This window comes from Pseudoxanthomonas sp. GW835-FHT14C01, from assembly GCF_058793715.1.
On sequence record NZ_JBXAGB010000002.1, the window covers coordinates 138,102 to 151,542 of the forward strand.

10 protein-coding genes are annotated in these 13,441 nt (G+C 62.8%); 2 read left to right on the plus strand and 8 right to left on the minus strand.

What is annotated here, in order from left to right:
• Positions 1–42 precede the first annotated feature (42 nt).
• The 8 genes from AC1Q5B_RS07275 to AC1Q5B_RS07310 form a co-directional block, all read right to left on the minus strand.
• A complete protein-coding gene (locus AC1Q5B_RS07275; protein ID WP_492631065.1) occupies positions 43–759 on the minus strand; it encodes a class I SAM-dependent methyltransferase in 717 nt (238 codons plus the stop codon).
• 3 nt (positions 760–762) lie between these two features.
• Entirely contained in the window at positions 763–1,710 is a 948-nt protein-coding gene (locus AC1Q5B_RS07280) for an ATP-grasp domain-containing protein (protein ID WP_492631066.1), read from the minus strand.
• Positions 1,711–1,718: 8 nt separating this feature from the next.
• Positions 1,719–2,888 (minus strand): DegT/DnrJ/EryC1/StrS family aminotransferase, encoded by a 1,170-nt coding sequence (locus tag AC1Q5B_RS07285; protein ID WP_492631067.1) that lies wholly within the window; start codon positions 2,886–2,888, stop codon positions 1,719–1,721.
• Positions 2,889–3,010: 122 nt separating this feature from the next.
• Entirely contained in the window at positions 3,011–4,927 is a 1,917-nt protein-coding gene (locus tag AC1Q5B_RS07290) for a hypothetical protein (RefSeq protein WP_492631068.1), read from the minus strand.
• Positions 4,928–6,748, minus strand: coding sequence for a hypothetical protein (locus AC1Q5B_RS07295; protein WP_492631069.1), 1,821 nt, complete (start codon positions 6,746–6,748; stop codon positions 4,928–4,930). It lies immediately after the preceding gene.
• Between the two features lie 151 nt (positions 6,749–6,899).
• Complete coding sequence (locus tag AC1Q5B_RS07300; RefSeq protein ID WP_492631070.1) at positions 6,900–7,262, minus strand: prepilin-type N-terminal cleavage/methylation domain-containing protein; 363 nt, start codon at positions 7,260–7,262, stop codon at positions 6,900–6,902.
• Between the two features lie 430 nt (positions 7,263–7,692).
• Positions 7,693–9,096 carry a sigma-54-dependent transcriptional regulator gene (locus AC1Q5B_RS07305; RefSeq protein ID WP_492631071.1) on the minus strand — a complete coding sequence of 468 codons (1,404 nt, stop codon included), beginning with the start codon at positions 9,094–9,096 and terminating at the stop codon, positions 7,693–7,695.
• Positions 9,097–9,291: 195 nt separating this feature from the next.
• The gene (locus AC1Q5B_RS07310) at positions 9,292–10,914 is read right to left on the minus strand and encodes a sensor histidine kinase (protein ID WP_492631072.1); all 1,623 of its coding nucleotides are present in this window, start codon (positions 10,912–10,914) and stop codon (positions 9,292–9,294) included.
• 200 nt (positions 10,915–11,114) lie between these two features.
• Between AC1Q5B_RS07310 and sucC the strand changes: the two genes are divergently transcribed.
• Positions 11,115–12,284, plus strand: a complete 1,170-nt coding sequence (sucC, locus tag AC1Q5B_RS07315; RefSeq protein WP_492631073.1) for an ADP-forming succinate--CoA ligase subunit beta — start codon at positions 11,115–11,117, stop codon at positions 12,282–12,284.
• 27 nt (positions 12,285–12,311) lie between these two features.
• On the plus strand, positions 12,312–13,190 hold the full coding sequence (gene sucD, locus AC1Q5B_RS07320; protein ID WP_162336873.1) for a succinate--CoA ligase subunit alpha: 879 nt from the start codon (positions 12,312–12,314) through the stop codon (positions 13,188–13,190).
• Positions 13,191–13,441: the final 251 nt, after the last annotated feature.

Sequence of the window (13,441 nt, forward strand, 5' to 3'; positions counted from 1 at the left end):
TCGGATGCGTAAGTTTCCGTCGTGACAGAATCCCGTCTATCGTCAGCTTAACGTGCCGATACATATCAAGCGTTCGCTGCTCTCAAGATACTTGAGTCCATCGGCGTCGAAGCACTTCCGCAGCGTCTTTGGGTCTGTCGTGCCGCCTTCAATAAGGCGATCCTCATGGTACTTCTTGCCTTTACCTGCCGGAACCACGCGGATGTCACTGCAGACAGTGCGCATCAGTTCAGAAATTTCTTCCATTTCGAAGAAGCGGATATCGTACAGCGGGTCGCTTTCCTTGAGTCGATCAAAGTAGTCGACAAACTGCTTATTGTGCGCATTGTGGACGGTTGCAACCATCCGATATCGTGTAACGCGAGCTTGCTCGGAAGCAAGTGCGCGGAGCTGCGTGTCATCAAACAGAACCCAGAGTCCATTGTGGTAGCTGACATCAAACGCGCTATCAGGAAAACGCATATCGAAAGCGCTCATCTGGTGTATATGGTCAGAGAAGTTTGGAAATTGATGCTTCGCCAGTTTGACGGACTCTGGGGAGAAATCCATGCCCTCGCAATCGATTCCGCGTCGCCGAAGTTCCGCCATATCTCTAAAGCTACCCGCGCCAAGCTCCAGGATGTGCTGCTCTTGAGGCTCAAGCATGGCATGCATGTAGTATGCATGACGAAGGTCCTGCTGGTATCGGTCAAATATATCCGCCCACTTCTTGTCCCAGTCGTCACTACCGGACGTGCGGTTGAGATTTCGTAGTTGCATGACTCAGGCCTGTAATGAGTGATCGCAGAAGCCGCGGGCATAGACCGCGATACCAGCGGAAGTTCTGCGCTCCAACGGTTCGTTCTCGAAGCATCTTAGGTGGTTCGCTACCATGTCGTAACCAGCCATTAGGCTGAAGGAAACGCCAGCGGAAAATCTAGGATTTGCGTCCATCAGTAAGCATTTGCCGTCCACCATCAAGAATTCAATGTTCGTGCAGCCGATTAGTTCGAGATCATTCGCAACCTCGACTGCTAGGGCTTCGCAAACATGATGCGGCTGCATGCGGATCGTCATTCCAGCGCCATTACTCGTGCGAACAAGCTCCTGCCGTGCCACGGCTATGGCGTTCTCGCCGTGCCGTGATCGGCAAACATCGACGGTCATCACGTCACCTGTATAGAGCGGCTGCACAATGTAGTCATGACGGGAAAGTCGTCGGCGCCAGTACTTCAGGGCTTCTGGGTCTGGAATGGAAACTAGACCCTCGCTGCTTCTGCCGTTTCTTGGCTTTCCAAGCAAGGGCCATATTCCTTTAAAGGAAATATCACCATCAAGAGGGGCCGTAATTATAGGTTGGACGCGCGGATGGGGGGCGAAGCGCTCGTAAAGTGCGAGCTTGTCTCTCGCGATTCTTACGGCCGATTCTGAGGGAATGCAAAGCATGATGCCTGCAGTATCGAAAATTCCGCGCTGAGAAGTCAGAACATCCACTTCTGGGTCGGTAAGTGGAATGACGTGACTGATGCCTTCTGATTGGCAGAGAGCGATGATCTGTTTGATGTAGATGTCTTCGCTCTTCGCGGAAGCGACTTGGTGGAAGCGATGAACCAAGCGTGATGCAGGCGTCCATTCGGCCGGGTACATGTTGCATCCGATCACCCTTGCGCCCGGCCGCCGAGCAAGACTGGTAATCACGGCTTCTGCAGACATCGAGCCGATCGCGGTCACAAGTATTCTCATGACAAGACGATTCTCCGGAGTACCTCGCCTATCTTCGTTATCTCCTCCGGTGCTATGGCCATTCCGGCTGGCAGAACCATTACGCGCTGAGCCACTTTCGTGGTTTGCGGCAGTACAAGTCCTGCGTGAGGAAAGAGATCGCGGTAAGGGAGCATCTTGTGGCTTCCTGGCCAGAAGTACTTCCGAGCGAGAATGTTCTCAGCGTGCATTGCCGTGATGATGTCATCTCTCCGAACAGGAGAGTCATCGGTGATCTCCACTACGACATAGTGATGGCTGTTGCGTTCAGGTCCTGCGTACTCAAGAAGGCGAACGCCTGGTATGCCGGCCAAGGCCCGCTCGTATGCCGCGTGGTTTCTTTTGTTCGCTGCGACGATCTCGTCGAAGCCATCAAGATTGGCTAATCCCATCGCCGCACACACTTCGATCATCTTTCCGTTGGTGCCTGGATGGATGACATTGTCGTAACCCTTGAAACCGAAATTCCGCATCAAGCGCATGTCGTCTGCTAGTTCATCGTCATTCGTGGTTACCGCGCCACCTTCCATCGTGTTGAATGACTTGGTGGCGTGGAAGCTAAAGACTTCGCACGCACCAAAGCGACCTATGCTCTGGCCTTTGTAACTCGATCCAAAAGCATGGGCCGCATCGAACATCAGCTTCAGCCCGCGCTCCTTGGCCAGCGCCTGTAATTCATCAATGGGTGCCGCGCGGCCCCACAGGTGCACGCCGATGATGCCCGTCGTCCGAGGCGTAATCATCTGGCGGACGGCGTCCGGATCCAGATTGTGGGTGGCAGGATCGATGTCGGCGAACACCGGCGTGATGCCCTGCCAATGGAGCGCGTGTGCGGTCGCCACGAATGTCCAGGAGGGAACGATCACCTCACCGCTTAATCCCAGAGCACGGATCGCGATCTCCAGGGCGATCGTGCCGTTGCACATCGCCACACAGTGTTTCACGCCCAGATAGTCGGCTATGCGCCGCTCCAGTTCGCACACCAGCGGTCCGTTGTTGGTCAGCCACTGGTTGTCCAGGACCTTGCCTACGTGTTCAAGGAATGCGTCGCGACTGACGATGTTGGGGCGCCCTACGTGCATGGGCTCGTGGAAGGCCGGTGGCGCTCCATGGATGGCCAGATCGTCGATGCTGCGGATTTCTTTCATGGCCTGTGTCTCATAAGCGTCAGATGTTGGCGATGCGATAGGCTGTCCGTATCCCGCCGCCAGCCGTCATCTTGTTTTGCGGGCCATCATAGCGACGGTATCAATCAGGCGTACACGCCTGCTCAGGGCGACTTCCCCCTTCCGGCCGGACTGCTGCTGTCCATGTCCCGTCTTCTCTCGCCAATGAGCTCAACGCCTGCGGCGAGATCTGGTCTGCCTTTCTGCCTGAGTTCGGCGCCGAGCTCCCATGCGAAGGGATCGCCAGGAGGTGCCTTTTCGATGGCCTTGGTGAAATAGGGAATCGCGAGGTCGGGCTCGTCCAGCGTATTCATCACGGTACCGCCGATCGACGCGAGCGTCGACGGCGAAAGTGCGGCGCGTCGGTCAAGCGTGGCCATGGCCTTGAGCAGTTGCGGCTTGTCGACCGCCACGCCGAGATCGGTGTAGTACACAAGAATCAGTGGAGCACGGATGTTGTCCCAGCTCATGCGTACGCTGCCCAGCCGTTGCTGGAACAAGGCCCAGTCCTCGGGCGTGACGTCGCCGCGCAGGGTCTTGAGTGCCACCAGAAGTGCAGGACTGTTGAGCGAGCCGGGCACATTGACCGTGCCGCTTGTGCAGGCCCCGATGGCATCGTCCAGATTGGGATTGCCCGCAGTGACACCGCCTCCTGCAACGAAGAGTGCGTCGCACAGGTCTACCCAGGCGCGGGCAGACGTCGGTGCCGCCTTGGCAGTGGCCGCGAGCAGCGTGATCCCGTTGCTCCACGTGTGCGACCGCAGAAGGGTCGCGCATGCCAGCACCGCCAGGGCCGCCACGCATAATGCGGCTTGCGGAGCGGGCGACAGGCGCAGGCGTCGGCTGGCGAACGCGAGCAGACTGCCGACAGCTAGCACTGCGCCCACGAGCGCGAAATGATTGCGGTGCTCGAAAGCCAGCTCCAGCGCCACGACATTGCTGGCGATGGCGTGTGCACCGAAGAAGAGGAATATGCCTAGGGCGAACAGCGGCAGACGTTGGCGCATGGACCAGGCCAGACCCAGCAGGCCCAACACTACCAAGATGGCGGGCAGCGTTGTCCAGGGCTGCAGCAGGCCGCGCGACGGTTGCAGCCAGTCGTAGTAGAACGGCATGTGCTGCGGCAGCGGAAGCAGGATCTGTCCCAGGTACATGCATAACACGCGGGGTTGCGTCAGCAGGCGTTCCAGCGTGGAGAAGTCGCGTCCGGCATGCGCTTCCCATCGCCAGTAGTGGGGGACCACCCAGAACAGGTACAGCAGCATGCCCGCCGCGATCGCAACCAGATAGCCCCGGCGTAGCAGAACTGCCGTACGTGGATCGGTGGCGGAGAAGCGCAGTACCGTCAGCTCGAGTGCCAGCGTGTAGAGCGGCAGCAGGACGGAATCTTCCTTGCAGCCTATAGCGAGAGCCCACGCGAGCGCTGCCATGAGCATGCCGCTCTTGCCGGGGGCTCCCTGCATCTGCGCGCGTCTTGCGTGCAGGTAGGCCACAAGCGCCAGTACCAGGAACAACGTACCCATTGTCTGCAGGCGTTGTACCGCATAGAGCACCGCAGACACTTGCAATGGATGCAGCGCCCAGGCCGATGCAAGCGCGAGAGCGAACCAGCCGGCCCGTCTCGGGGAAACATTCGCGAATGACAGCAGGCTTCGGAAGAGCCAAGCCAAGGCGCCCGTGGTGACTGCATGTATCAGGATATTCGTGATCTTGAATGTCGCCGGATCGGCCACGCCGCCGGCGCGCCAATAGTCCAGCGCAAAAGTCAGGGCCGGGATGCTGCGCGTGGCGCCGGACACCTGCTTGGTAGAAAGGATCTCAAGCAGCGTTTCCATACTCATCTGGGACAGACGAATGCTGCTGTTGTTGACGATGTTGGGAATGTCGTCGAAAACGAACGCGCCCGGCAGTCCGGGCAGGAAGGCGATGGCGGCCAGCACCGCAGCCATGATGCTGAGCAACAGGAAGCCTCGCTCCGACATGGGAAAGCCAGGCGCCGTTCTGAAGAATGTCCGCTTCACTCAACTTTCCTTGCGCATCATGGTCCTGAGCCGCTGCACCCAATCCCCGTGACCCGCCGATTCAAGCTGGGACAGGGTTTTGGCGACCAAGGGATCGTCCGGTTCCGCGTGCTCGATCGCACGTTCGAGATAGGGAAGGGCTTCGTTTGGAAAATGCGTGTCGCTGAAGGCGTATGAAGCCAGTTGCAGGTTTTCCTGCGTTGAGAATGCGGTTCTGCTGGAAACAATCTCCAGCGTGTCGAGCACGCCTCGCTCGTCCATTCGAACTCCGCGCTGGGCGTTGAGGATCAGCCCCCAAACGACATTTCGGTTCTGCAGCGTCATGGGGGCCTTCCTCAAGCGCTCGTGGAAGTGGTGCCAATCGGCGGGCGTCACGCTCCCCTGGATGCTCTTGTAGGTCACGATGTTGGACAACAGCAGCGGAGAGTCGATGTGCTTCATGCCGGCTTGGCACGCATCAATCGCTTTCTGCATGTACGGACTTTCCGCTCGCTGTCCGCCCAGGCTGGCGTAGGTTTCACCGAGCGCCAGCCAGGCGCGTTCCGAGTCAGGCGCGATCTCTACGCTGTAGAGGGCGAAGCGTAGGGGGTCGCCCCAGGCATGGGCTCTGTTCAGCGTCACAACGCTCGTGGCCAACAGCGCCAACGTTGCGATCCCGGCCACCCAGGCGGAACGCATTTGCCATCGCTGGGTCAGCGCGGCAACCAGATCGCCGATGGCCAATACCACGCCTATCAGTGGCAGATGATTCCGGTGCTCGAACGCCATTTCCAGATTGAGCACGTTGCTGGTAAGAGCATGGCCGGCAAAGAAAAGCAGCACGCCGCAGGCGAATATGGGGCGTTGTCCACGCCATCGCCAGGCCAGCACCAGCAAGGCAGCGATCATCGCGAGGGCCGGTAGCGTGGAGGGGGGATCCAGCAGACCGCGGGAGACCGGGAGGTCGTCATAGAAGAAGGTCATGCTCTCTGGCCGAGGTAGCAGGATCTGGCCTATGTGCATCACCAGTACACGCCCTTGTGTAAGCAGCCGCTCGGCGGACGAGAATGTCCGCCCCGGGTAATCGCCCCAGCTCCAGTAGTGCGGCAATACAACGAAGAGGTAGAGCGCGACGCCGGTTACCGTGGCCAGCAGATAACCCTGGCGCCAAGTCCGGGACAGGGCAGGCTGCGCGGCGCGGAAGCGCAGTACCGTCAGCTCCAGCACGAGGGCATAGGCAGGAAGCAGGACGGCATCCTCCTTCGCGGCAAACGCAAGGATGCCGAACAGACCGGTCAGGGCGAGATATGGCCTCCCTTGGCGGCCATCTATCTGGGCTTCCCGCGCGCTGAGATAGGTCCACAGCGCGAGTACGGCGAACAAGGTGCCAAAGGTCTGCATGCGTTGCACGACGTACAGCACTGACGAGACCTGCAACGGGTGGATCGCCCAGAGCCCCGACAACGCCAGGGCGGTCCACATCGCGCGACGGGCCGGCCACTGCGCCAGCATCAACAATCGTCGGAACAGCAGTGCCAGTGCGAACGTGGTGACTGCGTGGATGACAAGGTTGGTTGTCTTGAAAACTTTCGGATCAAGTCCGCCACGCCAGTGGTCGAGCGCGAAGCTGAGCATGGATAGCGCGCGCGTGCCCTTGCCAGGCTGGTAGCTGTAGGCAGCCGTGAGCAGGTTGTCAGCGCTCAATTCTTCTACATGGAGGGCGGTGTTTTCCTGGATGTTGGGACGGTCATCGAAGATGAAGCCGCCATCCAGCCCGGGCAGGAGCAGGCAAGTGGCGAGCAGCGCGCAAAGCATTGCCAAGGCAGGGAAACGAAACCGCATGAGCGCCACTCGGACTTCCTGGAGAGGGGGAAGAAAATCTGATGTTACGTGCAAATGGATAGCCAGAAAGACGAAAAGCGCCTTGCGGCGCTTTTCGTTGAATGTCAGGCGGCAGTGCAGGTATCACACCACCACGCTGGATTCGATGGGATTACGGGGTGCCCGTCAGGCTGCAGGTGCCGCTGCCCATGCTGCACTGGGTGTCGCGCTTGATCGAGGCATTGCCACGGGTACGCGCAACGAACGAGATGTTGCCATTGCTGTTGTACAGGGCGGTCGTGCCATTCGTGCCGCTCAGGCAGGCGCTGGGAACGAAAGCGCTCGGTGCACGGTTGTCGGAGGCATCGGCCACGGCCGTATTGACGTAAGCCTTGGCTTCAGCCAGGCAGCCGCCGTTGGCGGAGCGCTGGGTGTAGTCGCGGTAGGCCGGCAGCGCGATGGCGGCCAGGATGGCGATGATGGCGACGACGATCATCAGTTCGATCAGGGTGAAGCCCTGGGCGTTCTTCTTCATTGGTATTTCCCCTTTCAGGATTGGCTTGATGGTTAGGGACACAAGCCCCGTGTCCCTACATGGACCGTGGGCGCCGCGTACAGCTGCTTACGACGCGTGCATGGATGTAGAGCAGGATGCGTGCCAACTTCTGATACCCCCAGCGATTCCCCCACACTTCCCCGGGAGGAAACCCTGACACCGAAGTCGGGCGGGACTATCGCATCATTTTTTTGGCTTGTGTATCGGGAAGTGCAGTCAATGCCGGTTCGTGTCACAGATTGAACAAGCGGCCGTCGTGGCCATTTCGCGCCAATCCTCTGACGCTCCCTTGGTGAGATGACCTGGTGCGTCGCAAAGTGACGCATTGCGTCACGCAGGTCACTGTGGGATGCCGCTCACGCTTGGACCGAGACCTTATATATAAGTGGGACGCAAGGCCTTGAACGGTCTACTCCATCCCCAGCTTCTTCAACTTGTAGCGCAGCGCCCGGAAGGTGATGCCGAGCTGGGCCGCCGCCTTGGTCTTGTTCCAGCGGTTCTCCTCCAGCGCCTTCTGGATGGCCGCGCGTTCCAGCTGCTCGATGTAGTCGGGCAGGGCGCCCCCGGCGGCCGGGTCCACATCCACCGCGCCGGGCGCGTCGCGAACCACTTCGCCCGGACTGAAGTCGCCACCGAACTTCTTGCCGGCCGGCGCCTGCGGCAGATAGAGGTCGTCGATCTCGATGCTGTGCCCCTCGGACATGGCCAGCGCGCGTTCCAGGATGTTCTCCAGCTCGCGCACATTGCCCGGGAACGGATAGCGCCCCAGCGCCTCCATCGCTTCCGGCGACACCGACGGCGCCATCCGGCCGTGCTGGGCGGCCAGCCGCTCCAGGGTGGCCGTGGTCAGCTGGGCGAGGTCGCCGGTGCGTTCGCGCAGCGGCGGCACCCGCAGTTCGATCACGTTGATGCGGTAGTACAGGTCATGGCGGAACCGGCCGTCCGCGGCCAGTTCGCCCAGGTCCTTGTGGGTGGCCGACAGGATGCGCACGTCCACCAGCACCTCGCCGGACGCGCCGACCGGGCGCACCGCCTTCTCTTGGATGGCGCGCAGCAGCTTGACCTGCATCGGCAGCGGCAGCTCGGCTACTTCATCCAGGAACAGCGTGCCGCCGTTGGCCGCCTGGAACAGGCCCTGCTTGTCGGCGTGGGCGCCGGTGAAGCTGCCCTTCTTGTGGCCGAAGAACTCGCTTTCCATCAGCTCGGCCGGAATGGCGCCGCAGTTGACCGGAATGAACGGACCGGCCGCGCGGGCGCCCTGTTCGTGGATCGTGCGGGCCACGAGCTCCTTGCCGGTGCCGGACTCGCCCATGATGTAGACCGGCGCCTGGCTGCGGGCGACCTTGCCGATGGTCTCGCGCAGTCCGTCCATCGCGGCCGACGCGCCGAGCAGGCGGCTGGCCAGTTCCGGGGGCGGCGGCGGGGGCGGGGCGCGCTCGCTGTTGTTCAGTTCCAGCGCGTGTTTCACCAGCCCGCGCAGCACGGTCAGGTCGACCGGCTTGCTGACGAAGTCGAAGGCGCCGGCCTTCAGCGCTTCCACCGCCAGTTCGATGTTGCCGAACGCGGTGATCATGGCCACCGGCGTATCGGGATAGCTGCGCGAGATCTCACCGACCAGGTCGATGCCGTTGCCGTCGGGCAGCCGCATGTCGGTGAAGCACAGGTCGTAGGTGTTGCGCCCCAGCAGTTCGCGGGCCTCGCCGAGGTTGGCGGCGGTGTCGATGCGCAGGCCCATGCGGCCCAGCGTCAGCGTCAGCAGTTCACGGATGTCGCGTTCGTCGTCGACGATCAGGGCGCTACGGCTTTGATTCATGCATTCCCCCTACTGCCCCTGTGCCGGCAGTGTACCCAGTGAATGTTAAACATGGTAGGCGAAGCCCGACTTCCATGACGTCGCCGGGATACCTGTACGAGCGGGCCGCGCCCGCGATTGCTTTTCCCGGATGGCCTCGAGCAGACAGAAGCATCGCGCCCATGGGGCGCGCCTACGAACGCCGTTCCCGCGCGTCTAGGCGGGCAATAGCGCGTGCGGACCGGGCAGGGTGACGCGGAAGCACGCGCCGCCACCGGGGACGGGGACGTATTCGAGCGTGGCCTGGTTGGCCCGGCACAGTTCGCGGGCGATATACAGGCCCAGGCCGGTGCCGTGCTCGGAGGTGGTGAAGAAGGGCCGGAACAGCTGGGCCGCCACCGCTTCGGGAATGCCGGGACCGCGGTCCATCACATCGAGCGTCGGGCGGCCTTCGGCATTGAAGACGCGGACGCGGATGCGCGCGGGTTCGCCCGGCAGGCGGCCGTAGTTCAGCGCGTTCTGCACCAGCACCGTCACCACCTGCTGCAGGTGGCGCGGGTCGACCAGCGCCGGCACCGGCTTGGCGCCGATGATGGTCTCCAGCGTGTCGGTCTCGATGGACAGCGTCTGCTGGTAGTCGTCGACGAAGCGGCGGACGTAGGCATTGAGGTCGACGTGCTCGGGCGTGGCGCGCTCGCGCCGGGCCAGGCCGAGCACGCTTTCGACGATGCCGTTGGTGCGCTGGCACTGCTGGTGGATGATCTGCAGCAGGCGACGGTCGCCGTCGGTGACCTGCTGGGATTCCTCCAGCAGTTGCACGGCGTAGTTGATCGCCGCCAGCGGGTTGCGGATCTCGTGCGCCAGGCTGGCCGAGAAGCGGCCCAGCGCGGCGAGGGTCAGCGATTCGGCCCGCCGCGACACCACCGTGGCGTCGTCCAGGAAGATCAGCGACGTCTCGCTGTCGGCCAGCAGGCGGGCGAAGCGGGGCTGCACTTCCGGCTGGTCGGGCGAGAACTGCATCGGCGTCTCGTCGGTCTGCCAGCCGTTGCGCCAGCGCTGCAGGCGGCGGGCGAGTTCCGGCGCGGCATGCAGCAGCGACACGCCCTTGCCGTCCGCCCCCTGGCCATCGCCGCCGTCGCCGAGCAGCAGGCTGGCGGCTTCGTTGGCCAGCTTGATGTGGTTGTCCGCGTCCACCACCAGCACGCCGGTGCGCATGCGGCGGATGATCAGCTCGTTGACCTCGAACAGGTTGGCGACTTCCTCGCCGCGCTTGTCCGCCAGCGCCTGGCTGGTACGGGCTTTCTGGCCCGCCTGGTGCGCCAGGTAGGAAAGTGCCAGGTAGCTTGCCGCGAACATGATGACTTCAGCCAGCGAGCGATTGCTCCCCTGATCGTGGAACAGCGTGAAGAGGTACTCGCCGAACAGAACGCCGATGGCCAGGGCGGCCACCGCCAGCGCCATCCGCGTGGACGGCAGCAGCAGCGCCGCGGCGGAGACGTTGAACAGCAGCATCATCGCCACGCCGGCGGTGGCGTTGGGCAGGGCATGGGTGATCAGCGCCGCGACCACGATGTCGGCGGACACGCTGAAGAACACGATCCAGACCAGCCATTGCACGCTGCGGCCGACGAAGAACAGCACCAGCGCCAGCACCAGGTAGCCCACCGCGACGACGGTGCCGAGATCCGGATGGCGGGGCGCGCCGAGCACCTCGCCCAACGGGCTGAACAGCAGCGCGGCCAGGATGCCGGCTTCCAGGACGCGGTACAGCGCGAAGAAATACAGCTCGCGGCGCGGTACCGATTCGATGCGGGACAGGAGCGACTGGGCCTGGCGCAAACGCGTACTTCCCCTGTAGCGAGGGCGACAGTATAGGCATGCGGGCCGCCGGAACGCCCGGTCCGCCCTTTGCCACCAAAGACTTAGACCCCGGGTTTTGCGCCCCCCGGCCGCGTCGGCGACAATAGGGGGCTCGCCCAGCCGCCGCCCCCGTGGCCCCGGCCCGGGCGGTGTCTTCTGTTCCCTACCCACGGTGACGCATGAATTTCCACGAATATCAGGCCAAGCAGCTGCTGGCCGAGTACGGCATCCCGGTCCCGGCCGGCAAAGTCGCCTCCACGGCGGACGAAGCGGTTGCGGTCGCGCAGTCCCTCGGCAACGGCCCCTGGATGGTCAAGGCCCAGATCCACGCAGGCGGCCGCGGCAAGGCCGGCGGCGTCAAGTTCTGCAAGACCACCGACGACGTGAAGGCGGCTGCCGCCAAGATGCTCGGCACCAAGATGGCCACCTACCAGACCGCCGGCGTCGAGCTGCCGGTCAACCTGGTGCTGGTGACCACTGCCGGCGAGATCGTCAAGGAGCTGTACCTGTCGGTGCTGGTCGACCGTGGCACCCGCACCATCACCTACATCGCCTCGTCCGAAGGCGGCATGGAGATCGAGCAGGTCGCGGCCGAGACGCCGGACAAGATCCATACGCTCAACGTCGACTTCGTCGAAGGCGTGCAGGCGTACCAGGGCCGCGAGTTCGGCTTCAAGATGGGCCTGACGGCCAAGCAGGCCGGCCAGTTCGCCAACATCATGGTGAACCTGTACCGCATCTTCAACGAGAAGGACCTGGCGCTGGTGGAGATCAATCCGCTCGCGATCCTGGACGACGGCAACCTGTACGCGCTGGACGGCAAGTTCAACAGCGACGACAACGCCAGCTTCCGCCACAAGGACCTGGTCGCGATGCGCGACAAGAGCCAGGAAGACGAGACCGAAGTGCTGGCCTCGGAGATGGACATCAACTACGTGACCATGGACGGCAACATCGGTTGCATGGTCAACGGCGCGGGCCTGGCGATGGCCACCATGGACGTCATCAAGCTCAATGGCGGCGAGCCGGCGAACTTCCTGGACGTGGGCGGTGGCGCCAACAAGCAGCGCGTGATCGAGGCCTTCAAGCTGATCCTGTCCTCGGACAAGGTCGAAGGCATCTTCGTCAACATCTTCGGCGGCATCGTCCGCTGCGACATGATCGCCGAGGGCATCATCGCCGCGGTGAAGGAAGTGGGCGTCAAGGTGCCGGTGGTCGTGCGCCTGGAAGGCACCAACGTGGAAGAAGGCAAGCAGCTGCTGCGCGACAGCGGCATGGCCATCATTCCGGCCGACAACATCAACGACGGCGCCAAGAAGGTCGTTGAAGCGGTCAAGAACGCCGCCTAACCCACGTCACCGAATCAGGAATCCTCCATGAGCGTTTTGATCAACAAGAACACGAAGGTGATCGTGCAGGGCTTCACCGGCCAGCAGGGCACCTTCCACGCCACCCAGATGATCGAGTACGGCACCCAGGTCGTCGGCGGCGTCACCCCGGGCAAGGGCGGCACCACCCACATCGACCTGCCGGTGTTCGACACCGTGGCCGATGCCGTCAAGAGCACCGGCGCCGACGCGTCCGTCATCTACGTGCCGCCGCCGTTCGCGGCCGATGCCATCCTGGAAGCCGCTGCTGCCGGCATCAAGGTCATCGTCTGCATCACCGAGGGCATCCCGGTGCTGGACATGCTGCGCGTCAAGAACGTGCTGACCCGCGCCCATCCGGACACCGTGCTGGTCGGCCCGAACTGTCCCGGCGTGATCACCCCGGGCGAGTGCAAGATCGGCATCATGCCGGGCCACATCCACCTGCCGGGCAAGATCGGCATCGTGTCGCGCTCGGGCACGCTGACCTATGAAGCGGTCAAGCAGACCACGGAAGTGGGCCTCGGCCAGTCGACCTGCATCGGCATCGGTGGCGACCCGATCAACGGCCTGAACTTCGTCGACTGCCTGAAGCTGTTCAACGAAGACCCGCAGACCGAAGGCATCATCATGGTCGGCGAGATCGGCGGCGACGCCGAGGAAGCCGGCGCCGAGTACATCAAGAACCACGTGAAGAAGCCGGTCGTCGGCTTCATCGCCGGCGCCTCGGCGCCGGCCGGCAAGCGCATGGGCCACGCCGGTGCGATCGCCTCGGGCGGCAAGGGCACGGCGGAAGGCAAGTTTGCGGCGATGGAAGCCGCGGGCGTGACCACCGTGCGTTCGCCCGGCGACCTGGGTGCGGCCATCGCGGCGCGCCTGAAGAAGTAAGTCGCGCCCACCGGCGTGATACGGAAAGCCGCCTTCGGGCGGCTTTCTGTTTTGAGGGTATAGGGCGGTGCGTTCGGGTTGTCCCGTTCGCGCCGGGGCGCCGGTGCTCCGTCGGCCCCCACCCCAACCCTCCCCCGCAAGCGGAGGAGGGGGTCTTGTCTGGAGCGCTGATGGCTCGCCCTGCTACCGACGTAGCCACAGCCACAGCCCCTGATCCTGATCCTGATCCTGATCCTGATCTGCGCGCGATC